This is a genomic window from Mucilaginibacter sp. KACC 22773, from assembly GCF_028736215.1.
Lineage (GTDB): Bacteria > Bacteroidota > Bacteroidia > Sphingobacteriales > Sphingobacteriaceae > Mucilaginibacter.
The window spans coordinates 1,450,924-1,475,583 of record NZ_CP117883.1 but is presented as its reverse complement, the minus strand read 5'-3'; the positions used below and the strand labels follow the sequence as shown (position 1 = coordinate 1,475,583).

Here is a 24,660-nt window from a genome sequence, read left to right as displayed (position 1 = left end):
TAATAAATTATAATGTTACATCAATACCAAACCCATAATATATCGGCGTTGGATAGGCCCTGCCGCTATTAGCACCCCGAGCCTGTACATTACCATCAAACTCCGTCGACTCAGGGTCAAGGAATTTTATGCCCGAAAAGGTGAGGATGTTTTGACCTGAAACGTAAGCCCTTACTTTATGAGTGCCTATGGCCTTAGCTACGCTTTGCGGTAACGAATAACCCAGCGTTACGTTTTTAACGCGCAGGTACGAACCATCAAAAATGTACATATCAGATCCGCGCCTGAAATTATTGGTATTTGATTGACTGCCGGCAGCTGCCAGACGCGGATAACGGGCATCAGGATTTTGAGGTGTCCAGTAGTCCAGTTGGTGCTGATAGATCACCTGCGAATAGTTGAAATGGAAGGGCTCAACTTGTTCGCCACGAACAAACATGCTGCGTTTGCCTACGCCCTGCATAAACAGGTTGAAGTCAAAGCCCTTGTAAGTTACGTTATAGGTAAAGCCAAATGTTAAACGCGGGAAGCCATTGCCTAATACAAACCTGTCGTTATCGTCAATTACGCCATCCTTGTTAACATCCACATAACGGTTATCGCCCGGCGACACTGTTAAACCGGCCGGTTTTGGCCCGTTAACAATATCGTTAAGGTTTTGGAAATATCCATCGCGTTTTAACCCAACGTATGAGCCAATTGGCAGGCCAACTTTGTTAATAACCTGCAATTCGTCGTAGGTTTTAATCTGATCGCCACCTTCAAGCGATAATACTTTATTTTTAGTATCGGCTACGTTAAATGAAAACGAATGGTTAAAGTTTTTGCCTGATAAGCGGTAGTTAACAGTCAGTTCCCATCCCCTGTTTTGCACCTTACCGGCGTTATAATCAGGCAGTCCGGCGCCAAACACACCTGGCACTATTGGTGGCAGCAAAATATCCTTTGTTACTTTGTTAAAATAATCGGCAGATATGGTGAGGGTATTTTTTAAAAAGCCCGCATCTATACCTGCATTAAATGTGGCAGCACGCTCCCAGCGAATGTCCGGATTGGCAAATGATATGGCTGCGCCGCCAACGCCGGCATTATTAAACCCATAAGCATTCTGGAATGGGCCGTAAGTACGTTGATATTGGTAATCGCCAACGTTCTGGTTGCCCAAAATACCGTATGATGCACGCAATTTTAAATCGCCATAGTTATCGCGGTAGCTTTGCATAAAATTCTCTTCGGTAACGCGGTAACCTACCGATCCCGATGGGAAGAAAGCGTTGCGGTTTTTTGTATTAAACTTTGATGAGGCGTCTATCCTGAAATCAAACTCACCATATATCTTATTCTGATAATTATAACTTGCTCTTCCAAAAGCTGAGTTCAAACTCGTTTCTGTGGTGTTATTATTGGTGTTTGACGATGCAGGGTCAATTATGGTACCTGTTGTAGGCGTACCCAACTCTGGGTCGGTATATTTCAGGTAAAGGCTGTTGCCCTGGTTAGTTGTCGATTCATTGGCCACTCCCACCAGCACATCTACGTTATGCGATTTATTGAATGTTTTGGTATACTGTGCAATTACCTGTGTATTTAAAAACAGGTTCTTGTTGTTCTCATCATTCGTATTCCTATCTGCACCGTATGTACCTTTCGGGAAATAATCAACTTCTATCACCCTGCCAAACATGTGGTTTGATAATAGGGTACCCCCGAAAACACCTTTCAACTTAAAGTCTTTGGTAATGGCCAACTCGGCATTTAAATTACCGAAAATGTTGTCGTTGTCACGCTTGCGGTAGCCGCCTGCTTCTAAAATCCCAAGTGGGTTAAATTCTGTTAATACATCATTGGTCAAATACCGTCCCTGGTCGTCTTTAATTTTATAATAAGTTGGCGTTCTGCCGGCATCAACTATAAGGGTTGATGTGTTGTAAGAATGCTCTTTAATTTCGGTACGCGAATAAGACAGGATACTGGTCAGTTTCAATTTACCATATTCGGTGCTCAGGTTCATGCGGTAATTGTAACGGCGCAAGCCATAGTTAGGTCCAACAAGGTTACTCCGTTGATCTGTCACTCCGGCCGAAACCAGGTATGATGATGAGGAATTACCACCAGTTAGTGCCAGGTTATGGTTTTGCAGCACGGCATTTTTTAAAATGGCATCTAAAAACCATTGCTGATCGCCTGCCTGTTGAAAATTTCGGATATCCTGCGGGCTGTAAATTGGCTGCAAACCTGCATTTACCACGGCCTCGTTCCTAAGGATGGCGTTTTCATAGCTGTGAACTGGCTTATAACCCACATGTGGTTCCTGTACACCGCCCTGCCCGTTGTAGGTAAGCTGGGTGTTGGAGTTCTTCTTTCCCTTTTTGGTAGTAACCAATATCACACCATTTGCCGATCGTGAACCGTAAATGGCCGCGCTGCCGGCATCTTTCAAAACAGAGACACTTTCAATATCCTGCGGATTAAGCAGGTTAATGTCACCGCCGGTAATACCATCTATAACTACCAGCGGGCTGTTATCGCCTAAAGTACTTACACCACGAATGTTAATGTTTTGATAAGCACCAGGCTCGGAGTTAGTTTGCTGGATGATAAGATTGGGCGATGTGCCCTGTAAAGCCTGTGTTAAATTTACGGATGGTTTGCCTTCAATAGCTTTTGACGAGATCTGATCGACCGCGCCTATAATATTGGCCCGTTTTTGTGTGCCGTAACCAATCACAACTACTTCGTTTAATGAAGTACGCTCGGGCGATAGCTGCACGTTAAAGGTAGTTTGATTATTTACCGGCACGTCCTTTGGTGTGTAACCAATAAAGCTGAATACCAGTACATCGTCGCTGCCTACGTTAGGCAAAGTAAAAGTTCCGTCTACACCGGTAATGGTGCCGGTGGTAGTTCCTTTTATTTTGACGCCAACGCCAGGAAATGGCTGGCCTGTTTCGTCGGTTACTTTACCTGTAATTTTAATGGGGACCGGCGGGGCCTGCTGTATGCCGCCTGTGCTGCTTTCTACCTCGGCTTTTTCATCAATAACAATTACGTCATCAATAATTTTATAGCTAAGGTTAAATGGAGTTAACACCTCATTAAGCACAGTTTTGATGCTTTCATTTTTGGCATTCAAAGTTACCCTGAAATCTGGCTTTAGCACATTATCCGCATAGGCAAATTTAATATGTTTATCGGCCGAGATCTTATCGAGCGCGTCGGTAAGCCTTGCGTTCTTGAGCTTCAGCGTAACCGAAATCTCCAAAAAGCGTTGGCCAAATGAATCATTTGCTACCGCCGAAAGGCACATGAAGCAAACAACAAAGCAGGCGAGCGAGGTAAATTTCATTAATATTAATACATAACGAACTACTCCATTTGAAAATAGAGATATATTCATAGATTTGAGATAATTAAAGTGTTTGAAATTGAGTGCTTTGTTCTGAATTGGACCTCGAAACGTTGCACTTATTAATACGCTGCATTTTAGTAACCCTGTTCAAATCCCTTTGATCAGGGTTTTTTGTATGTATTTATGTTGTCATGCTCTTCTATTTAGGTTAGCTAATAATTGGTTATAATTTTGGATGAATTGGTTTATTTTATTGGTTAACAGCCTTTGCCTTTAAGACGGTAGCCGCCCTTATCCTGTATGGCTTTACCTTTAACAATTTTTGATAAAACCTTCATTACGGTTTCTAACGATTTATTGGTCAGGTCGGCTGTTATTGAACATCTCACAAGATTGATATCTACGTCAACTTTAACATTGAAGCGATGCTCAATTGTACTTATAACCTCCGGCAGTGGCATCCGTTTAAATACCAGGTCGCCGTTTTTCCACCTAACCAATATATCAACGTCAACCATTTGGGTTTTAACGACCTGGTTATTATCCTTGTTAAAAATTACTTCCTGGGCAGGAGTTAAGAAAACGGTTTGCGATTTTTTGGCATTGTTAGCCGCCGCTATTACCCCTACCTTACCGCTCAACACATCTACCTTCACAAAATGATCTTCGGGATAGGCTTTTATATTGAAACTTGTACCCAACACCTGGGTGCGTACAGCGCCGGTATGAATAATGAATGATTGATGATCATCATGCGCTACATCTAAAAAAGCTTCACCTGCTAAAGTGATCTCACGGCGGTCGCCACGGAATTTATCGGGATAAGTAAGTTTACTGCCGCCGTTGAGCCATATCTTGGTTCCATCGGCAAGGGTTATATTAACAATTTTGCCGTTGGCCGCTGCAATTTGCCTGGTAGTTATTGGCGAAACGTAATCAAGTATATTATTGCGGTATATATAAGCCGACAAGCACAAGCCTGCCAGTAGCGAAGCCGCTACCAGCCATTGTTTTTTAAAGGTTTTGATTTTGCCGCCGTCAATTTGCGCGGTAATGCGGCCATATACTTTGTCGCTGTTAAATTCAACACCATGATCGTTTGCTTCGGGTAATTTTCCCAAATCCAAATCATCAAAATACCGATTTACGATTTCCTCCTGCAAAGATTGATCTTTCGCAGAAACTTGTTTTCTCCTGAAATTAAACTTTCTCATGGTTTATATATGCAGGATGCATTGAACATGTCCTACCCCCCAAAGCAGCTGAATTTTTTTTTGAGAAATTTATTTCAACGTGTAAAAATCTAACTACAACAAGTCAAAGTGCCGCCTATTATCACATCTTATTCCATAAAAACCGAACCTGTTGGCACAACATCCGCGTGCGAGAACGAGCGAAGAAAGCCCGATTTATATTCGGCCAGGTTTTGTTTGCGATTTTGTGCTTTAATGCTTTGATACAACCCCAATAACGACCAGCCATTGCCAGGATTACGTACCAGGTCGGCCCGGTAAACCTGCTCCGCCCGGATATTATCATCGTTTTTTAAAAGGTAAGCGCCCAAAAATTGCCTGGCGGGGATGGGCCATTGGGCAGGCTCGGAGTAAATCATGTGATCTTCAACTGTTACGGCTTTGTTAAAGCTGGCTATACCGCTTTCATATTTATTTTGTGCCAATAAAATCGCACCTTCCAATATATTTTCGGCTATGGTAGCGCCTTCAAACGGTGTATTGAAAGGGATATCTCTTATTTTTAATACCGGGGCATTAATTTTATCACGTATTAACCCCAGCTGGCTATTTGCCGAATCCGGCCTACCGGTATAAATAAAGGCCAGTCCTTTTGCAAAATCATGGAGTACTTGCGCGTAAGTCCAATCGGCGGCCGGCGGGTTATTATCCTTCAATATTTCCTCCCATTTACCAAGGCGTATCATCGTGAGCACGGGCATCATATATAAATACTGAGCATAACTATCTGTAGTTGTTGGCTTAACGCTATTGCGGCAACGCAGGGCAACTTCCCGCGCCTTTTCGTACATCCCTCCGCTAAAGGCGCAGTAGGTTTCTACAGCGTACACATGAGGGATTGACTTGGCAAGGGATAGATTCTTCACCATCGAGGCATACAAAATGGAACTTTTGCCCGACTTTTCGTTCGCATCTACCCCCTGAAAATATAGCCCGTTCCGTTGATAAACATGGCTTGCCATATGTACCATATGCCCTACCGCCGGGAAAAGCCGCTTTAAGGCCTCGGCATTGGCTATAGCCACCTCAGGATTATGGGATGCTTCTGTAAGATGAATATAATAATGCAACGCGGCCGGATTATCCGGTTTTGCTTTCAATACGCCTTTACATAAATCCACCAGTTCGGGCGTCCATTGTTTTGCCAGTCCATCAGTAGTCCAAAAATCCCAGGGATGTATCAGCATCATGGCATCTATATATAACATTTTTATGTCCGCGTCATCAGGATATGCCGATACCAGTTTCCGCATGCCTTGCGCATAAGCCTTTTCATCATGATTAGTTTGATCTTTTATCAACGGGTATCTCAGGTTCATGACACTGATAAGTGCTTTTTCTTTCTCAGACGCGTTACCGGCAGTTGTATTTAACCGCTGCAAAACGCCGGGTAGCCCTTGCGGCACTTTATAAAGGTGAACCGCGTTGTAGTACGGGCCCATAGTTAAAGCCTGGCCCCAATAAGTCATTGGCGAAGCCGGGTCAAACCGGGCAGCTTCTTTAAATGATGCCAGCGCTTCCTTCATATGATAGCTATAATACATGGTTAAGCCCTGGTTAAAATAAAACTGAGCGCTATCGTTATGGGTTGATATGGAGTAGCTATAATCGCCCCGTCCGGGTAGTCTTATCATGTATTTTCCATCGGCCGCAGTATCGATATTGTTGGCAGCAAATGATCCACAGGTAACCGGGTAGCTTTTCTTTATAGTTTTTTCACCGGTTGAATTATGCAAATTGAACGCAAGCAAACAGGTCCCCGTTAATATAACAGGGAACACCACAAAAAGCGATACCTTTTTCATTGTAGTTTTTTTAACAGACGTGAACTATAAACAGGCAACCGGTAAAGTTTGTAATTGGAGGCCGATAAAAAGCCGGGCTGCTATCGGTACTAACAAATTTAAATAATAGTTTTTAAATACCCGCCGGATGAATAATCCCTACCAGGGCAAACGCATCTAATTGGGTTAACATAACTTAACACATTTCAAATAAAATACCAATAAGTACCTAATAATCAATTTATTATATTTTACCATGGTTAACACTAAACTGATAGCACAATTTAGGTACATCCAAATATTTGTGCCTGTTGCTGGCCAATAAAAGTCCCTTCGGTACTTCTATCATTTAACCATTATCAGGCAATAAAACAAAGTATCGTTTGATGCATATATCTTCCCGACGACATAAACTCATTCCATTAGCTATTTAGATGTGTCTGCGCTATAACCTCTACCGCATCATATAAACCATTAACAGGGCAACAACCGATGGCAGGTAATCTGTTAACCCGGTACGCAGATAGCGCAAGGCAATGGTCATCTGATTTTCGACGGTTTTGATAGAGATATTTAGCCGAGAGGCTATTTCTTTGTTGGATAGATATTCTTTACGGCTTAGCGTAAAAATCTGGCGGCATTTTTCGGGCAACAGGGCCACATTGTTTTCAAGCAGCTGGCTGATGTCGCTCTGTAACAGTTTGCTGTCTGCCGTATATTTTTCAATCAGCTCTTCAACAACTTCCAAATCAAGCGTGGCTTTTTTGGTGCGGATATAATATATAACGCGATGACGGATGGCCACTTTCAGGTATGACTCAAGCGAGGTGATGTTGAGCTGGCTACGTTTTGTCCATAAATCAATAAACAATTCCTGCACCAGGTCTTCGCAAACATCGCGGTCGCGAAAAAGGTTGTAAGCAGCGTGGAATAGCTTAGCCGAATATCTTTTGTACAGCAATTCAAATGCCTCACGGTCATCCAGCCTTAGTAAATCTAACAATTTAGCATCGGGCCACATTTGATATTCCTCTCCTGGAAGCATAAATGGACGGTAAAACGGTTTCTGAATTGGACAGACATAATTACAAGATTATTTTTAAATAAAAAATTCTTTTTTGTTTCAGGCAATTTCGCGGGCAGCCAAATGACATATCTGTCACTTTTAAATTACTTTTGGGTTGCACGCTATTTTATATCACTATGACTAAAAAACACTACCCTTTGTTCTTGTTGATGATGCTGATTTTCGGCATGATGCAGGTAAAAGCCCAAACCAGTTTAAATGATATCAAAGCCACCCTCCAATCGCCATATTTTGAAAAGCTGTACTCCAACACCTATTATAGCCTTTTGGACAGGATGAGGAAAGATGGCTTTTTACCCGAATCATTAACCGGCGCTTACGAGGGTATGTATTGCCGTACAACCGGAGCCATGGTATCATTGCTGATAGAAACCGGGCGGTTAAAGGAGGCTGAATTAAACATTAAATGCGTACTTGATGCCACCACCCAGAACCATATGGAACGCATACCCCATGTTATAGGGATAAAAGACAATAAATATACCATCATCAGCGATGAGCACCAGATTGATGGGCAGGCACATGTACTACTGGCCTGGGCAAGGCTGGCACTTAAACGGGGCCACACAAATTTTGAAGATAAAACCTGGCCGCTGGTAAGTACGATTATGAAACGTACCTGCGATCGTACATTTTTTCAGCATGGCTGGTGGTCGGTTGAACCAGGCCTGATACGCAATATCTCGTTTGAACATTCAAGGGAAGGCCGACGCTGGGATGTTTGGGATTTACTTACCCAAAGTTTTGTTGGCGCAGCTTTGAATGATATGGCGACCGTAGCCGAACGCCGCAGCGAAACCAAGCTGGCTGCGGACTGGCGTAAAAAAATGGAGATACTGCAACAAGGCATCCGTAAAAACCTGACCACGGTACGTAACAGCGATACCACTTACCTGGAAATGCGGCTGCCCGATTCAAACGGAGGTACACCTTATTTAGGGATGGGATGGGTAACCCTATCGCCTGTTGCCGCACAATGGGAGGGTTTAAACCACCAGGTAATGCGCAATACCGCAAAAGCTATGCAACAGGGCATGCTTAAAAAAACAAACGGACTGGCCTGGATGCCTACAGATAGTTACCCGGACGGCACAGTATCTAACGAAATTATTGGCAAAGGGCAAGCCTGGGAGATGGAATTTGCCCGTACAGAAAAAGATTACAACCGGATAAAAGCAATCCTGGACCTGATAAAAATTGTTAATGCCCCCAAACCAGTGTACATGGAAGGCGGCTGGCTTGACGGCAACGGCCATAAACAATCTGAAAAGATAAGTGATACCGACCTTGCAGCTATGAACAACGCGGTATGGAAAACCAAAGATGCCGGTAATGGCGAACAATGTGCCTGGTGGTGCTGGGCCATGGCACGCCTTAGGGTTGCCGCTGGCCTGCCTGCCGAACCTGCGAGAGTTAAATAAACCCGCTAATAAAAAAGCCCGACAACTTAACAAAGTCACCGGGCTAAAAATAAACGTACAAATGAATCTTTAAACCATTTTGCCCATCAATGGGTCGCTAAAGCTATGTTTACCACTTTCCACCCGGCCGGCATATCTTTTTTCGAAAGCGTGCGACCCGGTTACTTTTATGCTGAAATCGTACCATCCGTGGCTTTTGGAAAGGTCAAGAACTAACGTGCTTTGGCCTTTTTTATTTACTACAACTTTATGATTATTAGTTTTATAACCATGATCGGTTACCTGCACACTGTAGGCCTTATCGTGGCTTAAATTGGCCAGTTTTAAGGCGATATTGGCTTGTTGGTAATCGCAGGTTACATCCAGCAGCGGATCGGCCGCATTGCCTTTATATTCGCGATAGAAACCATTTGGTCCGTACACCCGCAGGTGGTATTCGCCATTTTCAAATTCGTGTAAAGGCCAAATATCTGCAAAGCTATCACCAGCGGTTAGCGCGTATGCCCAGGCGCGCAAGGGCTCCATTTTTTGCGGATCCTTAAAACTGGCGTATTTGCCGGGCGCATATACATTGAACGGCGAGCCCAAAGCTTTATCGCCAAATAATTGTTTGCTCGCATTAAATTTTATCGCGAATGATTTTTTATCGGCACTTAATTTCCCATCAGCATACAACTGGTAAGGCAGGGCCGATGATGGTTTTATTCCCTTCTCCTGCTGTGGCATATAAGGTGAAATATGCGGAGTTTTGTTAATCAGCGCTATCTCTTCGGCTGTCAGCAACTTATAATCTGTTGGTAGCTTTTTAAATTGTGCTTTATGGATGCCTTCTAAAAACACCTCCCTGGCTACAAATTCAGGATTGGGAAGGGTTTCGCCATTGTATGGGCGGAACGTGGTTGAAAGATCGCCACAAACCGTGCGGCGCCAGTTGCTTATATTGGGTTCAACAACCTTTTTGCCGGTTTTATGACTCAGGAATTTTTCTAAAAACTGCAGGGTTGATGTATGGTCAAAAACTTCCGAGTTCACCCAACCTCCCCTGCTCCAGGGTGATGCGATAACTAATGGCACACGGAAGCCAAGGCCAACAGGGCTTTCGCGATCAAAAACTTCGGGGAAGTTGTTTCGTGCTTTTTCCTGTTCGTAGGTTACAAACTCAACGCTGGTATCAATCCCGTCCGATACCTTGCCTGTTCCTGCTTTATGCGGATGCGGGGCAGTAAAAGGTGGCACATGGTCGAAATAGCCATCATTTTCATCGTATGCTAAAATAAAAATGGTCTTTTTCCAAACCTCGGGGTTTTGGGTTAGTATATCCATTACTTCGGATACATACCAGGCGCCATACCAGGCCGAGCTGGGATGATCAGAAAAATGCTCCGGTGCTGATAGCCAGGAAACCGTTGGCAACTGACCACCTTTTATATCTTCCCTAAACTGATGCAGTACATCGCCTTTAGGAACCAGCAATTCGCGTTCGGTGCCGTTGTCGTCATATTTTAACGGGCTTAAAGTACGATAATGCGGATCGGCGGTATTGGTTACAAAACCCTTCTGGTGAAGGTTTTTTTCGCGTTGTGATAATGTGGCAAACTTACCCGGATCAAGGCTGGCCATGTCTTTTTTTACATTCTCCAGGTCGCGACGTTTTTGTTTAAGCTGTTTTTTTAAGTGATCGATATGTGCATCGCCCACTGGCAAAGCGGCAATTTGCTTTTCAATAGCATCTATTTCCCCGGGCAAATCTGTTGATTGTTTTTGCAGGTGGGCGATGTGCCTATCATACAATTTAATATTATACTGGCCAAAAAACTCCAGTGGATTATCCTGGAAGTTGGATAGCCAGGGGTCTTCCTCGCCAACCAAACCGGTATCTATAGCAATCTCGTTTTGGTAATGTTTCCAGGAGATGTTATGATCTTCCAAACGCTCGGGGAATGTGCCCCAGTTGAGCGTGCCGTAATCCATATCATCATTCCAAACGTGGGCTAAGGAATTTTCATGCTGCTCGGCGCGGATGGTGCCCGTAAAAAAGAAAAGCCTGTTGGGATTTGTACCCGTTAAAGCCGAACAAAAATTCTGGTCGCAAACGGTAAAGGCATCGGCAAGGGCGTAATAAAAAGGAATATCCTCGCGGCTGTGGAAACCCATTGTTAAAGGCATATCCGAGTATTCTTTAATACTGTTGCGTTTAACGTTCAGCCATTGATCAAACTTACCATCGTTGCGGGCATTTACCTGGTTGGCCCAGGAATGCGGCAACGAACTCATCCACGTGGCTTTGGTGTTTTTAATATCCAGGTGAAAAGGCACATAAGTTTCGCCTGTATGGTTTGATTGCAGCCAAACTTTGTTTTTATTGGGCAGATCGATAGCCCTCGGATCGTTATAACCACGCACACCTTTCAGCATCCCGTAGGTATGATCGAACGAGCGGTTTTCCTGCATCAGGATCACGATGTGTTCTGCATCAAGGTAAGTGCTGCCGGGTGCAGGGTTAATGGCCATGGCCTTTTGAATAGATTCGGGCAAAAGGCTTGTTAAGCCGGCGGCCCCGGTTAGCAAAGCCGCTTTTTTAAGAAAATCCCGTCTTGAATCGAGCATAATTATTAGGTTGTATGTTTTACGTTATACGTTGTACGTGAAATGGTAAATATAGTATGGTATACCATCTATGGACTATAGACGATGGACCATAGATGATGCACTATCGTCCATGGACTATGGTCCATCAACAATGATCTACCTGGCGGCTATCACCTGCTCGCACAGGCCTAATGAAAGGGTCATCCCGTTACCGCCAAGGCCATTAATAATAGTTACACCCGGCTCCACGTCAACAATAAGTTCGGTTGCACCATTGGTCATCTTTGGTAGTATTCCGTGCCATGATTGCAGCAATTGCCAGTTTTTAAAATTAGCAAAAGTATGTAAGTAGCCTGTAATCATTTCATTAATAAACACTTTGTCAAATGGATCATGCACCAGGCCATATTCGTGCGAATCGCCGATGGTTAGTTCGCCATTGCCGTTTTGGGAAGCCATTACATGGATGCCCCATTTCAAATGTGTAGCGTATTGTTCCTGGTAACGTGCGCGCAAGGCCGGTAGCGAAGCAGCAACCTGGAAGCCGGGATAATGTATCATAGATAAGCCGCCACAAAGCGATGGCCCAATGCGCCAGCCATCAGGCTGACTCACCAGCCGCATCATTTGCAGCTTGCATTTGGTAATATCTGTTTGCGCAAATAACTCCGGATAAAGCGTTTCAAAATCGGCACCACTGCAAACGTAAATTTCATCTGCCTCCCAGGTGCTTTTTCCCGAATATACTTTTGGATGCTCAATACGGCTGATAGCGGTATTCCAATGGAATTCGACGCCATATTTATCGGCCAGGTATGCTGCCACCTGCCCAACAGCTTCCCGAGATTCGATGATCATTTCTTCACCGCTCCATAAAGCGCCTTTTAAACCCTCGGTATTAATTGCCGGTGATTTTACAAATGCCTCGCCTGGGCTTAGCAACGCGCAATCACGATGGGCCTGGTTGGCTTCTACATATTCCTTTATCACCTGTAGTTCATCATCATGGTAAGCCAGGTGCAGGGAGCCAACTTCATCATGCCATATTTTAGCCTCGGTACAAATGGTTTTCCAGATGCTGCGCGATAGCATAGCCCGCTCATACATGGGCCCTGTAGCCTGCCCTATTGGCCATATCATCCCAAAATTGCGGATGGATGCACCAACCGCGCGTTCATTGCGTTCAAATACGGTTACCTTATACCCACGCAAAGCCAGCGCCCGCGAAGTAGCCAGGCCAACTATGCCCGCGCCTATTACTATAGCTTTTTTGTTCATTGGTTCAATGGTTCATTAGTTCATTGGTCCTGTCACCAGGTCAACGCTTTCATTTTGACTTTTTAATTTTGAATTTTGACTTGATTTAGCGCTTTGTAAAAAATACAGCAGCGATAATACACCACATATGCCGCCTACAATCGCCACTATCATTACGCCTTCTTTAAAAAAAGTGCCCCAGCTGATGGTAGGGCGGCCAAGTTCTTTTATAAACAGAATACTTACACTACCAAGGTAACCCATCGAATCGGCTATGTACATGATAAAGCCCACATTGCTGCGGTAATTAAAGGTAGCTATCATCCTGTCGAAAAAGATGGCATTATAAGGTACATAACCCATGTAAAGACCAAGGCCGGCCATCGTCATCCATGTTACAGGGCCAATTATTTTAAGAGAGAAAAGTAAAGTGGCACCACCCACCAATACGCATCCGCCTATGATAAACAGGTGAATGATGCTAAACGCCCTCAAATTCTTTTTAACCAATATCAGCAAGCTTATACCTACCAGTACTATCACCGAGATTATAGAATCAATTCCTGTATAAATGCTGTTGCTTTTGATGCCAAGGTCGGCCCATATTTCCACCTCAAAATTGTCGCGTACGTCGCGCATAATGGTCAGCAATACATAAATGATAATGGTGAGGATAATACCGGGCAAAAAACGCATCAAAAAAGCTTTGCGTTCGGCGGCGTTCATGGGGCTGCGCTCGGCCCGCAGGCTGATATCTTCAGGCGTTGGCGCGGGCATTAACTCCATAAAAAAAACAAACAATAACAGGGGCAAAACAAATATGGCACCCGTTAAAAAAGGCATATGAAATTCGTTTACATGAAATACGGTAAGCAGCGTGCGCCCCACCGTTTTTACAAAACCCGATGCAAATATGAGGCTGATAGATAATACAGCCGCCATAAACTCGGTAGACCGGCGCCCTTCCAGGTAACCGAAAACAAGTCCCCATATCAACCCTAAAGGAAAGCCATTAATGAAAAGGAAAACGATATTCCATGGCGCAGGCACAAAAGCAAAGCAAAGCAATGCCCCCCATGCTATGCCAATTAATGTTAATATGTACCGGCCCCTGTTTTTAGCATTTACCTCGGCAATAAACCTGATGCCATAAAATTTGCTGAAAGTATAACCCACTACCTGCGCTATAACCAGCCAAACCTTATAATCAATATGCAGATATTGCTGCCCGGTAAAAGTACCGGCGGCAAAAGCTTTTCGGAACGCATACATTGATGTATACAACCCAAACGCAGACACGGCCGCCATTACCGACAACAAGGAATAAGGCCATTTGGCAACTTTGCCCCTTAACTGTTCTATTAACACCATGCCTGCTTATTGATTAATTGAATTACAAACTCAAATGTTTAGCAATACTAAACTTATTTCATTAATAACAAACTAAGTTTATGTTAAGGTTTAGTTAATATCAATTTGAGAATTTGAAGATTTGAGAATTTGAAAATTAAACCCAATTATGCAATTTTCAAATCTTCAAATTCTCAAATTTTCAAATCAACCCTATTTCTTTTCCTCAAAAAAATAAACAACCAGCATACTCGCTGTGGCAGTACCCGGATTTTTAGGTGTATGCGGTAGGCGGCCGTCAAACAGCATTGAATCACCCTGTTTTAACAGCACCTTGTAGTCATCAAAATGATACTCCACATCGCCGCTTAAAATATATTTGTATTCAAAGGCTTCGGTGGTAACCATTGGCCGCGATGAACCGGGCATCAGATCAAGCACCACGATATCAACCGTTGACCGGTTAATGGATTGTGTAAATATCCTATGATAATGAAAGCCCGATGCATGCTCTTTTTCAAAATGCTCATACTCGTCTTTACGTTTAATAAGCACAGGAAAATAATTACTTTTCGACCGGATATCTTTAAAAAATTCGTTCATATCTATCTCAAGCGCTTTAATAATATCTATTAATACAATAAGCGATGGTATGGTACGGCTATTTTCAATTTGCGATATCAGTCCCTTACTTACATTAGCGCGTATGGCCAGTTCCTGTACGGTTATATTTTTTTCGCGGCGGCGTTCTTTTATCCGGTTACTGATTTGTATCAGTATATCTTGTTCCATTTTGTTTAGTATTGGTAAACACTCGCAAAGTAAAAAAAAATGTCAAGCCCCCCAACCCCCTGAAGGGGGAGTTTTTGATTTGCATGGTGCTTTGCCCCCATTATTATAATAAACCTGACTGTTCACTTTTTGGTATCTTATACATAAAACAGATAAAAAACGTATCATTCAAAATTTTCCCCCTTCAGGGGGTTAGGGGGCTTTTTTCACAAACATTTAATAATATAGTAACCTCAATCGGCTTAATTTGCACTAAAAACCTACCAACATGACTTATTCTGCTTATGACCCACAGGCTGTAGTGAACGAAATATTTTCACTATATGAAAAATATGGCGACGAAGATTATATAGGCGAACCTGTTTCACAATTGGAGCATATGTCGCAGGCTGCTGCCCTGGCTAAAGCCGAAGGCTTTGACGACGAAGTAGTATTGGCCGCTTTTTTTCATGACATTGGCCATTTATGTGCCGAGGCCGGCGAAACCGAAAGCATGGATGGCATGGGCAATGTAGACCATGAACAAATTGGCGCCGATTTTTTACTGGAACGCGGTTTTTCCGAAAGGGTTGCCAACCTGGTACAGGGCCATGTAATTGCCAAAAGATACCTCACTTTTAAATACCCGGAATACTATAACCGCCTGTCGGACGCCAGTAAAGCTACCCTTAATTTCCAGGGCGGGGTAATGACTGCTGATGAAGCCGCCAACTTTGAACTAAACCCTGATTCTGAGCTGATTATAAGACTCAGGTACTGGGATGATATGGCCAAAGAAATGAATACACCTGTTGATAATATCGACTATTTGAAAGGTATTGCACTTGCTCATTTACAACAGGTTAACCCTTAATGGCCATGTGTTAATTTTCCATAAAGAAGATGTGATATTTTCGTTACAAAAACTACCTGCTTAACACAGGGTAAACAAAAGCTTAAGTATAGCTTAATACTAAATTGGTTTACTAATAATAAACAAAGTTTAGCATTGCTGTATGAAAAAACTACATGTTTCACCCTTAAATTTTAGCAGATGAATAAGTTTTACCAGAGACTAAAAACCGTTATTACGGTTTTGTTATTTTGTATTGCGCCATCTATATTATTAGCTCAAAGCAAAATAAGCGGTACAGTTACCGACGAGAACCACTTACCAGTACCCGGTGTAAGTGTACGCATTAAAGAACAAAACAAAGGTACGGTTACCGATATTGAGGGCCGTTACATTATTTCGGCAAGTGCAGGTCAAACACTTACATTTTCGTTTATTGGCTACACCCCACAAAACATTGTGGTTGCCGATAAAAATGTAATTAATGTAAGCTTAAACGGCGACAACAAGGTATTAAATGAGGTAGTTGTTACAGCCCTTGGTATTAAAAAAGAAACCAGGCGCATTGGTTACGCTATACAAACTGTACAAGGCGACGCCTTAACAACTGCCCGCGATCCTAACCCGATCACAGGCTTAATAGGTAAAGTTGCCGGCGTATCTGTTGGCCCATCTGCCGAGTTATTAGGTAACCCTAACGTACTGATCAGGGGTAGCCAGGTATCATTATATGTTGTTGATGGTTTCCCTATCAATACAGATACTTATAACATTAGCCCTGATGATATTGAAACTTACACCGTATTAAAAGGCCCTGCCGCCGCTGCACTTTACGGTAGCCGCGCACAATATGGTGCCATTTTAATCACCACAAAAAAAGGTGCCAAAAACAAAAAAGGTTTAACTGTTGATATCAACAGCAGTACTGTATTAAACAGTGGTTTCCTTGCTTTCCCACGTACTCAAAATTCTTTCGGGCCGGGCGAAAATACCTTTTACGAATTTGTTGATGGTAAAGGTGGTGCACCAGGCGGTGTAGACGGCGACTACGATGTTTGGGGCCCTTATTTTAACGGCCAGTTAATCCCGCAATATGATAGCCCTATTGTTAACGGTGTGCGCCAGGGAACGCCCTGGACAGCACGAGGTAAAGACAACCTGAAAAACTTTTTGAAAGTAGGTTCGCAAACCAATAATAACGTTGCATTAGGCGTTGTTGGAGATACTTACACAACTCGTTTTTCGGTTTCACAGCAACACCAAACCAGCTACATTCCATCGCAATATCTGAATATCGCTAATGCCAATTTATACGCGTCATTTACGCCAACTCCTAAATTGACTTTTGAGGGTAACGTTGATTTCAACAGGCAATCAACAGATAACTTCCCAGACGTTCAATATGGTCCTAATAGTATCATTTATAACATCTCGATATGGACAGGTGCAGATTGGGATATCAACGCACCAGACATTAAAGCCATTTGGCAACCTGGTAAAGTTGGTGTTCAATCGCAATTTGAGGAGTATCAGCGTTACCATAACCCATATTTGTTAACTCAAAAATGGACCCGTGGCCATTACAAAAATGACACTTACGGTTACCTGGGTGGAACTTACAAATTCAATGATAATTTGAATTTAAGGTTACGTTCACAAATTGACACCTACAATATTTTACGCACAGAAGACCTGCCTTTTAGCGCCCACCCTTACGGACGTGAAGGCAACCAGGGTGACTATCGTGAAGATCGCCGTAATTTGTTTGATAACAACACCGAGTTAATTTTAAACTACAACTACACGGTTAAGAATTTTTTAAATTTATCTGGTTTAGTAGGTTCAAACCTGCGTACCATGAGCTACAATTCAAGCTGGGTATCTACAGATTACTTGAACGTACCTGAGGTTTATGCTTTCAGCAACTCAAAAAATCCAATCCAGGCCACCAGCTTTAACGCATCTGAAAGAGTATTGAGTTTTTATGCGTCGTTAGATATGTCGTTCGGTAAATATGCCACCTTATCCGGAACTTATCGTAGAGACAAATCAAGCGCTTTCCAAAACGCAACTACTTATAATTATCCAAGTGTATCGGCAGCAACTGTAATTTCTGATTACCTTAAACTGCCCGAAGCCATTTCATTCCTGAAGGCACGCGGATCATACGCCAATGTAAGAGCCGATGTATCAAGCCCAACTATTGGCCCTGCTCCATTTAGCTCAATTACCGCTTTCGGTGGCAGTACCGGCCCATCATTGTTTAATAATCCGCTGGGGTATGGTTCTACTTATACTTCGCCATACAATGGGCCCGATTATTCGCTAAACCCATCTTATTCAACAAGCAAACCATACAACAATACAACGGCTGGTTATGCAACCAATTCGTTATATATCAATAACATTAAAACATCTACCCGCGTAAACTACGAGGAAGGTTTTGATATTAAATTTTTGCAAAACAGGTTGGGCCTAAGCGCTACTGCGTTCCAGTATATTGATGGTCCAAGAGTATTCGCAAGCCAAATTTCTACCGCCACAGGTTACACCACACTATACTTAAACGCTTTAAAAACTAAACGTTCAGGTTATGAAGGATCATTAGAAGGTACACCTATTAAAAATCTGGGTGGCTTTACGTGGAATGTGTTGGTTAACGTATCGAACAATAAAGAAGTATACAAAGAATTGCCTCCGGGTCAAAACGGCACCTACTTAAATTACTACAGCGTAGGCGATCGCACCGATATATTACGCGGCAGCAAATTTTTAAGAACAAAAGAAGGCCAGATTATTAATGACGCAGCAGGCAAACCACTATCAGTTGGTGGCCAGGTATTAGGTCATGAAAATGCTAATTACAACTGGAGCATTGCCAACAAAATCCGTTACAAAAATTTCAGCATGGGCTTCCAGTTTGATGGAGCTGTTGGTGGTGTTATTATCGATTATATGCACAATAAAACTATGCGTGGTGGCGCTAATATCGAAACTGCAACAGGCGCCCTTGGCGATGCCCGTTACCAGGATTGGAAAAACTTTGGTGTAGCTGGTTACAACGGTACTTATGTTGGTCCGGGTGTAAACGTATCAAACGGTACAGCAATCAACCTTGATTCAAAAACAGGAGCTATCTTAAACTATTCTGCCTTGCAATTTTCACAAAACAAGCAAACAGCATTGGTGCAGGATTATGTAAGTAAATATTACAACGTAGACGAATCAAACCTGATGGATAAAACCTTCAGCAAACTGCGCGAAGTAACTTTTAGCTACGATTTCCCTAAAGCCTGGTTGCAAAAATCGTTTATCCAAAAGATCTCTGCATCGCTTTATGGCCGTAACCTGTTGTACTTCTATAAAGATAAACGCTTTAAGGATGTGGATCTTGACCAATACAACGGCGCTCAGGCTCAAACTGTATTGCAATCGCCAACAGTACGCAGCTACGGCTTCAACTTAAATTTATCATTCTAAAATAACAGATGAATATGAAAAAGATATTTAGAATTTATTTACTGCCGGTATTCATGATACTTACAGTAACCAGCTGTAAAAAGAGTTTCCAGGAGTTATCTGTTAACCCAAACGTACCAAATGCGGTTCCGGCTTCGCTTCTTTTTAATGGCATATTGAATACCATGGCAGATTTTCCTGATGGTTCAAATGAAATTTATGCCCAGTATTATATTTACAACTACGATTATTACGGTAACAACCGTTATGATTTTGGCAGCGGCGACAACTACTACACTACCTTAAAAAACGTGTTGGCCATGGAAAACCAGGCTGTTAAAGCAGGTGCGCCCGCAGTTAACCCATACAGCGCTCTGGGGAAATTTTTCAGAGCATATTTTTTCAGTAAGATGAGTATGGAAGAAGGCGATATCCCAATGACTCAAGCATTACAAGGTCTTTCTAACTTAACCCCGGCTTATGATTCGCAAAAAACCGTGATGACCCAATCATTGGCCTGGTTAGAGAGTGCCAACACCGATTTAGCTGCTTTGATAGGCAAAGGCGATAACACCCTTGCGGGCGATATCTACCTAAGCAATAGCTTAACAGCATGGCAAAAAGTGGTAAATACTTTCCGGATCAGGTTATTGGTCCAATTAAGTAAAAAGAATGGCGATATTGATGTTGCTAATCAATTTGCCACTATCGTTAATAACCCAACTAAATATCCGGTTATGACAAGTGCCGCTGATAACCTGCAATACACTTTCTTGAGCCCAACAAACTATTACCCACAAACACCGGATAACTTTGGCCAAAATGGTTCAAGGCAAAACACATCGGCTACTTACATCGGTTTATTAACCAGCTTAAAAGACCCACGTGTTTTTGTAACTGCTGAACCTGCACGTTACAACGTTGATAACCTGCATCAAAGCCCTGCAGCGTTTTCGTCGTTCATTGGTGCCGATCCGGGTTTGGACTTAGGTGTAATGTATAACAACGCAGGCTTACAGAAATACTCATTCCTGAACAGGAAACGTTATTACTCAACCTACACCGGCGAGCCGGCTATTCAAATAGGTTATGCCGAATTGATGTTTAACATTGCCGAAGGTATTAACCGTGGCTGGGCAACAGGTAACGCCGAAGATTATTATATCAAAGGCATCCAAACTTCTTTTGCTTATTATGGCATACCTACAGGTGCTGGTAGCTTTACCGCATACTTTTACCGCCCGGGTTCAACCAGTACAGCAAATTTAGCTAACTATGATACTTATCCCATCAATGTTGATTGGGCTACCTACTACGCACAATCAGGTGTTAAGTATACTGCTGATGCGGCTGGCCTTACCAAAATTTTAACACAAAAATACCTGGCATTGTTCCGTCACTCAGGATTGGAATCTTACTTTACCTACCGCCGTACCGGTGTACCTAACTTTACAACTGGTCCGGGTACGGGTAATAGCGGTCGTATAGCATTGCGTTTCCAGTACCCTGGTTCCGAGCGTACTTCAAATGCTGTTAATTATAACAAAGCATTAGCCGATCAATATAGCGGCAATGACGACATTAACGGTAAAATGTACATTCTTAAATAAAAATTATTAACCTCAACTTTGCAAAGGCCCTCATCAAACGGGGGCCTTTATTTGGTTAAAAACAATTTATCTATGCCAGTTAAAAACAAGTTTCTTTTATCATTCGCAATCGGCATTGGGCTTATGCCATGCGCCTTTGCCCAAAAGCAGCAGGTAAGCATTTTACAGGTACCAGGGATTAATCAATACTGTAAAATAGATACTGCCGGCGCATCTGTTTTACCCAGCGGCAGGTTAATAACACCAGCCGGCCAAACCATCCGCATAACGCATGATCCTTTCGGGTTATCCATATCTCCCGACGGCAAAAAAGCGGTAACGCTGCATAACGGTGTTATCACCCTTATTGATATTGCCACCATGGGCAGCTCAAGGGTACCATCATACGATAAAAAGATCGCTTCTCCTTTATTTAATGGTTCGTTTTTGGGTGTAGCCTTTTCGCCCGATTCAAAAACACTGTACCTGAGTGGTGGCGATAATGGCGCCGTGATTATTTACGATGCTGAAAAATTTATAAAAACAGATTCGCTATCGTTAAATGGCCGCGTTGGCAATAAAGATTATGACGACAGCTTCACATCCGATCTGCTTTTTAATGCGGATAAAAACGAGTTATTGGTACTGGATAGGGGAAACTTCCGCATGGTGCGGATAGACCTGGCAACAAAAAAAATAACCGCATCTATCAATGTAGGCCGCCAGCCTTTTGGCCTGGCTTTAAGTCCTGATAAAAAGACCGCCTTTGTGGCCAACGTGGGTATGTATTCCTATCCATTAATAACCGGGGCTACCCCCAAAAATGCCGATTCGATCATGATCTCGCGGCACCCTTATGGCGATAACACCAAAGAATCGCGCGAGGGAACTGTTGTTGAAGGCCGAAAGATTCCCGGTGTTGGCAGCCCTTCATCGCCCGAGGCTATGAGCGTTTTCACCATCGATCTGGCAACCAACAAGGTGATCAATAAATTTAAAACCGGCCACCAGGTTGGCCAGATGCTGGAAGATGCCGAAGTAACCGGCGGCGCAAGCCCAAACTCAATAGCTGTTGGCAGCCAATATGCTTATGTTACCAATGCCACAAATGATAATATCACCATTATCGATTACAAAAATCATAAGCTGCTGGGCGACATCCCAATTAAAGTTGATGCCCGTATCGATAAATTCCGAGGACTGTTACCTTTCGGCATTAGCTTAAGTAAAAATGAAAAAACACTTTACGTAGCGCTTTTAGGTTTCAATGCCGTTGCGGTAATTGATATCCCCACCCAAACCACCAAAGGCCTTATCCCAACCGGCTGGGGAACATCAAGGGTAAAGTTATCTGCCGATGAAAAAGAACTTTATATTACATCGTGCCGTGGTTACGGCGCCGGGCCCAACGGTGGCCATGGTTTTGTTGCCCCGCCGCAGGGCACCTACATCGGCGATATTCAGTTAGGCACCTTTCAAAAAGTTACCATGCCCGATAATGCGCAGCTGGCCGGGTACACTCAACAAGTAATCAGCAATACATTTATAAGTAAAACTATTGATGCTGCTACCAACAACCCATTACCTGTACTGCCGGGCACATCGCCCACGCCTATCAAATACATTGTTTACATTACCAAAGAGAACCGCACCTACGACGAAGTTTTAGGCCAGTTGCCCAACGCCAAAGGCGACAGTACCCTGGCCCGCTTTGGTGTACATTGCGAGTATACTTTGCCCGATGCTACCCGGATGCAGTTCCCTAACCTTAATGTATCGCCCAACCATATTAAGGTAGCCACGCAGTACGCTTTCAGTGATAATTATTATTGCGATAGTGATGCATCTATCCACGGCCACCATTGGATGATGGGTGTTATCCCCAACGAATGGGTGGAAGCAAACTCCAACGTGAGCAAAACCGCTAAACTATTTTCAAACGCCCCCGGTCGCCGTTTTCCCGGTTCAACAGGCAGTATGGACCCTGAAGACTATGCCGAAACAGGGGGCCTGTGGGAAGCCCTGGAGCGCAAGCATGTAGACTTTTACAATTTTGGCGAGGCCAACGAAACCGCACACGTGCGCGAAGAATGGGAAGATACCAACACCGGTGCAGCCCATATTGTTATGGTGCCTATGCAAAAGGCTTTATACACACGTACCAGCCATAACTACGCCGGCTTTAATACCAACATTCCCGACCAATTCCGTGTTGAGCAGTTTAAAAGCGAGTTTACCAAGATGTGGATCACCGGTAAAAAGAAAATGCCTTCGCTGATAACCATGCAGGTCCCTAATGACCACGGAGCCGATGTAAGGCCTAAAGACGGCTACCCGTACAGGCAATCGTACATGGCCGATAACGACCTTGCTGTTGGCCGCATGCTCGATTTCCTGTCGCACACTAAATACTGGAAAAACATGCTGGTAATTATTACCGAGGATGATCCGCAGGGCGGGGTTGATCATATAGACGCCCACCGGTCTATCCTGATGCTGGCTGGCCCGTATGTTAAAAAAGGCTATGTAAGCCACACTCATGCCAATTTTGGTTCGATATTAAAAACCATTTATAACGTGCTGGATGTGCCTTATGTAAACCAGTACGACGTTACCGCATCGTTATTACAAGATTTTTTTACCGATAAGCCCGACTATACCCCATATACTTTTATACCAAGCGATACGCGCATATTTGATACCAAAAAGGCAATGGCGCGTTACAGCAAAAACACCAACTGGCGCAAAATTAAAAAAGGTGTTGATATGGACGATGAAGACCGCGAGCGCAACGACCATTACAAGCAAAAAGGTAAAAAAACATCGGGCACAATAGTTAACTAACACTTATTAGCCAAAAAGCCCGGTTAAACCCGGGCTTTACTATCTTACTAAATCAATAATCATGAATTTTTCGTTTATCACCATTATAGCCTTCATAGCAGGCCTAACTTCGTTTGCGCCTAACCCGGCCCCAAAATCAAAACATAAATTTATTATAGCGGCCCACCGCGGAGACCATGTTATTTATCCTGAAAACACCTTAGCAGCCTATGAGGAGGCCATCAGGAACGAGGCTGACTATGTAGAGATTGACCTGCGCACTACTAAAGACGGCGAGCTGGTTAGCATGCACGATGGCACTATCAACCGCATGACCGACGGCAAAGGCAACGTTAAAGATTTTACCCTTGACGAGCTGGAACAGCTAAAAGTAAAAAGCAAGGATACCACAGATAAAACCGTATACCATATCCCTACCTTTAAGCAGATACTTACTACATGCAAAAACAAGATCAATATTTACCTTGATTTTAAAGCCGCCGACCAAGAGCAAGCCTACCAGATGATAAAACAATACGGCATGGAAAAACAAGTGCTGGTATACATCAATAGCGCAACCCAGTTTACCGGCTGGCGCAAGGCCGCGCCAAAAATGCCCCTGATGCTGAGCATGCCCGATAGCGTTAAAACGGTAGCGGCAATGGAAAGCTTTATTAATAAATATCAGCCCGATATCCTTGACGGCTCATATAATCAATACACCAGTGAGATGGTAGCCCTTGCAGCCAAATACAACATCCCCGCCTGGCCTGATATCCAAAGTGCAGGCGAGGGTCCGGCCGATTGGAACAAAGCGTTAGACAAAGGCTTAAAGGGCCTGCAGACAGATCATCCGGCCCTATTAATAAAATTTTTGAAGGAGAAAGGGTTGAGATAAAAGGCACCAAACGTGATTGAAAAGCTCACAAAAAAACGACAACAAATACAGAAGTTTATTTGTTGCCGTTTTATCATTAACCACCATCGATTTTCAGCCCTCCCTACCGATTTAAGGATTAAATAAATTTTGATTGCATTTTAGTTTTGGTTTGCTAAATTGCCTCTCGCAAACCTA

General features: G+C 43.3%; 14 protein-coding genes. 6 read left to right on the top strand and 8 right to left on the bottom strand.

Going from position 1 to position 24,660, the window contains the following annotated elements; translation table 11 throughout:
- Positions 1-7: 7 nt before the first annotated feature.
- From PQ469_RS06440 to PQ469_RS06425, 4 genes are all read right to left on the bottom strand, one after another.
- The gene (locus PQ469_RS06440) at positions 8-3,397 is read right to left on the bottom strand and encodes a TonB-dependent receptor (protein ID WP_274212197.1); all 3,390 of its coding nucleotides are present in this window, start codon (positions 3,395-3,397) and stop codon (positions 8-10) included.
- 209 nt (positions 3,398-3,606) lie between these two features.
- The gene (locus tag PQ469_RS06435; protein ID WP_274212196.1) at positions 3,607-4,563 is read right to left on the bottom strand and encodes a FecR family protein; all 957 of its coding nucleotides are present in this window, start codon (positions 4,561-4,563) and stop codon (positions 3,607-3,609) included.
- Positions 4,564-4,691: 128 nt separating this feature from the next.
- Positions 4,692-6,407 carry a tetratricopeptide repeat protein gene (locus PQ469_RS06430; protein WP_274212195.1) on the bottom strand — a complete coding sequence of 572 codons (1,716 nt, stop codon included), beginning with the start codon at positions 6,405-6,407 and terminating at the stop codon, positions 4,692-4,694.
- Between the two features lie 433 nt (positions 6,408-6,840).
- The gene (locus tag PQ469_RS06425) at positions 6,841-7,431 is read right to left on the bottom strand and encodes an RNA polymerase sigma-70 factor (RefSeq protein WP_090651140.1); all 591 of its coding nucleotides are present in this window, start codon (positions 7,429-7,431) and stop codon (positions 6,841-6,843) included.
- 158 nt (positions 7,432-7,589) lie between these two features.
- On the opposite strand from PQ469_RS06425, the gene PQ469_RS06420 reads away from it, so the two are divergent.
- A complete protein-coding gene (locus PQ469_RS06420) occupies positions 7,590-8,894 on the top strand; it encodes a hypothetical protein (protein ID WP_274212194.1) in 1,305 nt (434 codons plus the stop codon).
- A 69-nt stretch (positions 8,895-8,963) separates the two neighbouring features.
- Here PQ469_RS06420 and PQ469_RS06415 read toward each other — a convergent pair whose 3' ends face one another.
- The 4 genes from PQ469_RS06415 to PQ469_RS06400 form a co-directional block, all read right to left on the bottom strand.
- Entirely contained in the window at positions 8,964-11,501 is a 2,538-nt protein-coding gene (locus tag PQ469_RS06415) for a phosphocholine-specific phospholipase C (RefSeq protein ID WP_274212193.1), read from the bottom strand.
- A gap of 138 nt (positions 11,502-11,639) precedes the next feature.
- Entirely contained in the window at positions 11,640-12,761 is a 1,122-nt protein-coding gene (locus PQ469_RS06410) for a TIGR03364 family FAD-dependent oxidoreductase (protein WP_274212192.1), read from the bottom strand.
- 15 nt (positions 12,762-12,776) lie between these two features.
- The gene (locus PQ469_RS06405; RefSeq protein ID WP_274212191.1) at positions 12,777-14,111 is read right to left on the bottom strand and encodes a DUF5690 family protein; all 1,335 of its coding nucleotides are present in this window, start codon (positions 14,109-14,111) and stop codon (positions 12,777-12,779) included.
- Positions 14,112-14,303: 192 nt separating this feature from the next.
- Positions 14,304-14,882: a helix-turn-helix domain-containing protein gene (locus PQ469_RS06400; protein WP_274212190.1), complete on the bottom strand. Its 579-nt coding sequence runs from the start codon at positions 14,880-14,882 to the stop codon at positions 14,304-14,306.
- A gap of 268 nt (positions 14,883-15,150) precedes the next feature.
- Here PQ469_RS06400 and PQ469_RS06395 point away from each other — a divergent pair, with 268 nt between their 5' ends.
- The 5 genes from PQ469_RS06395 to PQ469_RS06375 all read left to right on the top strand — a co-directional run bounded on the left by PQ469_RS06395 (position 15,151) and on the right by PQ469_RS06375 (position 24,483).
- Positions 15,151-15,735 carry a phosphonate degradation HD-domain oxygenase gene (locus PQ469_RS06395; RefSeq protein WP_274212189.1) on the top strand — a complete coding sequence of 195 codons (585 nt, stop codon included), beginning with the start codon at positions 15,151-15,153 and terminating at the stop codon, positions 15,733-15,735.
- Between the two features lie 180 nt (positions 15,736-15,915).
- The gene (locus PQ469_RS06390) at positions 15,916-19,194 is read left to right on the top strand and encodes a SusC/RagA family TonB-linked outer membrane protein (protein WP_274212188.1); all 3,279 of its coding nucleotides are present in this window, start codon (positions 15,916-15,918) and stop codon (positions 19,192-19,194) included.
- 14 nt (positions 19,195-19,208) lie between these two features.
- Positions 19,209-20,783: a SusD/RagB family nutrient-binding outer membrane lipoprotein gene (locus PQ469_RS06385; RefSeq protein WP_274212187.1), complete on the top strand. Its 1,575-nt coding sequence runs from the start codon at positions 19,209-19,211 to the stop codon at positions 20,781-20,783.
- Positions 20,784-20,855: 72 nt separating this feature from the next.
- Positions 20,856-23,606: a bifunctional YncE family protein/alkaline phosphatase family protein gene (locus PQ469_RS06380; RefSeq protein WP_274212186.1), complete on the top strand. Its 2,751-nt coding sequence runs from the start codon at positions 20,856-20,858 to the stop codon at positions 23,604-23,606.
- A gap of 61 nt (positions 23,607-23,667) precedes the next feature.
- Entirely contained in the window at positions 23,668-24,483 is an 816-nt protein-coding gene (locus PQ469_RS06375) for a glycerophosphodiester phosphodiesterase (RefSeq protein WP_274212185.1), read from the top strand.
- Positions 24,484-24,660: the final 177 nt, after the last annotated feature.

Excerpts from the sequence above, each read along its gene's own strand:
- PQ469_RS06440 (WP_274212197.1), bottom strand. The coding sequence starts at position 3,397 with ATGAATATATCTCTATTTTCAAATGGAGTAGTTCGTTATGTATTAATA.
- PQ469_RS06435 (WP_274212196.1), bottom strand. The coding sequence starts at position 4,563 with ATGAGAAAGTTTAATTTCAGGAGAAAACAAGTTTCTGCGAAAGATCAA.
- PQ469_RS06430 (WP_274212195.1), bottom strand. The coding sequence starts at position 6,407 with ATGAAAAAGGTATCGCTTTTTGTGGTGTTCCCTGTTATATTAACGGGG.
- PQ469_RS06425 (WP_090651140.1), bottom strand. The coding sequence starts at position 7,431 with ATGCTTCCAGGAGAGGAATATCAAATGTGGCCCGATGCTAAATTGTTA.
- PQ469_RS06420 (WP_274212194.1), top strand. The coding sequence starts at position 7,590 with ATGACTAAAAAACACTACCCTTTGTTCTTGTTGATGATGCTGATTTTC.
- PQ469_RS06415 (WP_274212193.1), bottom strand. The coding sequence starts at position 11,501 with ATGCTCGATTCAAGACGGGATTTTCTTAAAAAAGCGGCTTTGCTAACC.
- PQ469_RS06410 (WP_274212192.1), bottom strand. The coding sequence starts at position 12,761 with ATGAACAAAAAAGCTATAGTAATAGGCGCGGGCATAGTTGGCCTGGCT.
- PQ469_RS06405 (WP_274212191.1), bottom strand. The coding sequence starts at position 14,111 with ATGGTGTTAATAGAACAGTTAAGGGGCAAAGTTGCCAAATGGCCTTAT.
- PQ469_RS06400 (WP_274212190.1), bottom strand. The coding sequence starts at position 14,882 with ATGGAACAAGATATACTGATACAAATCAGTAACCGGATAAAAGAACGC.
- PQ469_RS06395 (WP_274212189.1), top strand. The coding sequence starts at position 15,151 with ATGACTTATTCTGCTTATGACCCACAGGCTGTAGTGAACGAAATATTT.
- PQ469_RS06390 (WP_274212188.1), top strand. The coding sequence starts at position 15,916 with ATGAATAAGTTTTACCAGAGACTAAAAACCGTTATTACGGTTTTGTTA.
- PQ469_RS06385 (WP_274212187.1), top strand. The coding sequence starts at position 19,209 with ATGAAAAAGATATTTAGAATTTATTTACTGCCGGTATTCATGATACTT.
- PQ469_RS06380 (WP_274212186.1), top strand. The coding sequence starts at position 20,856 with ATGCCAGTTAAAAACAAGTTTCTTTTATCATTCGCAATCGGCATTGGG.
- PQ469_RS06375 (WP_274212185.1), top strand. The coding sequence starts at position 23,668 with ATGAATTTTTCGTTTATCACCATTATAGCCTTCATAGCAGGCCTAACT.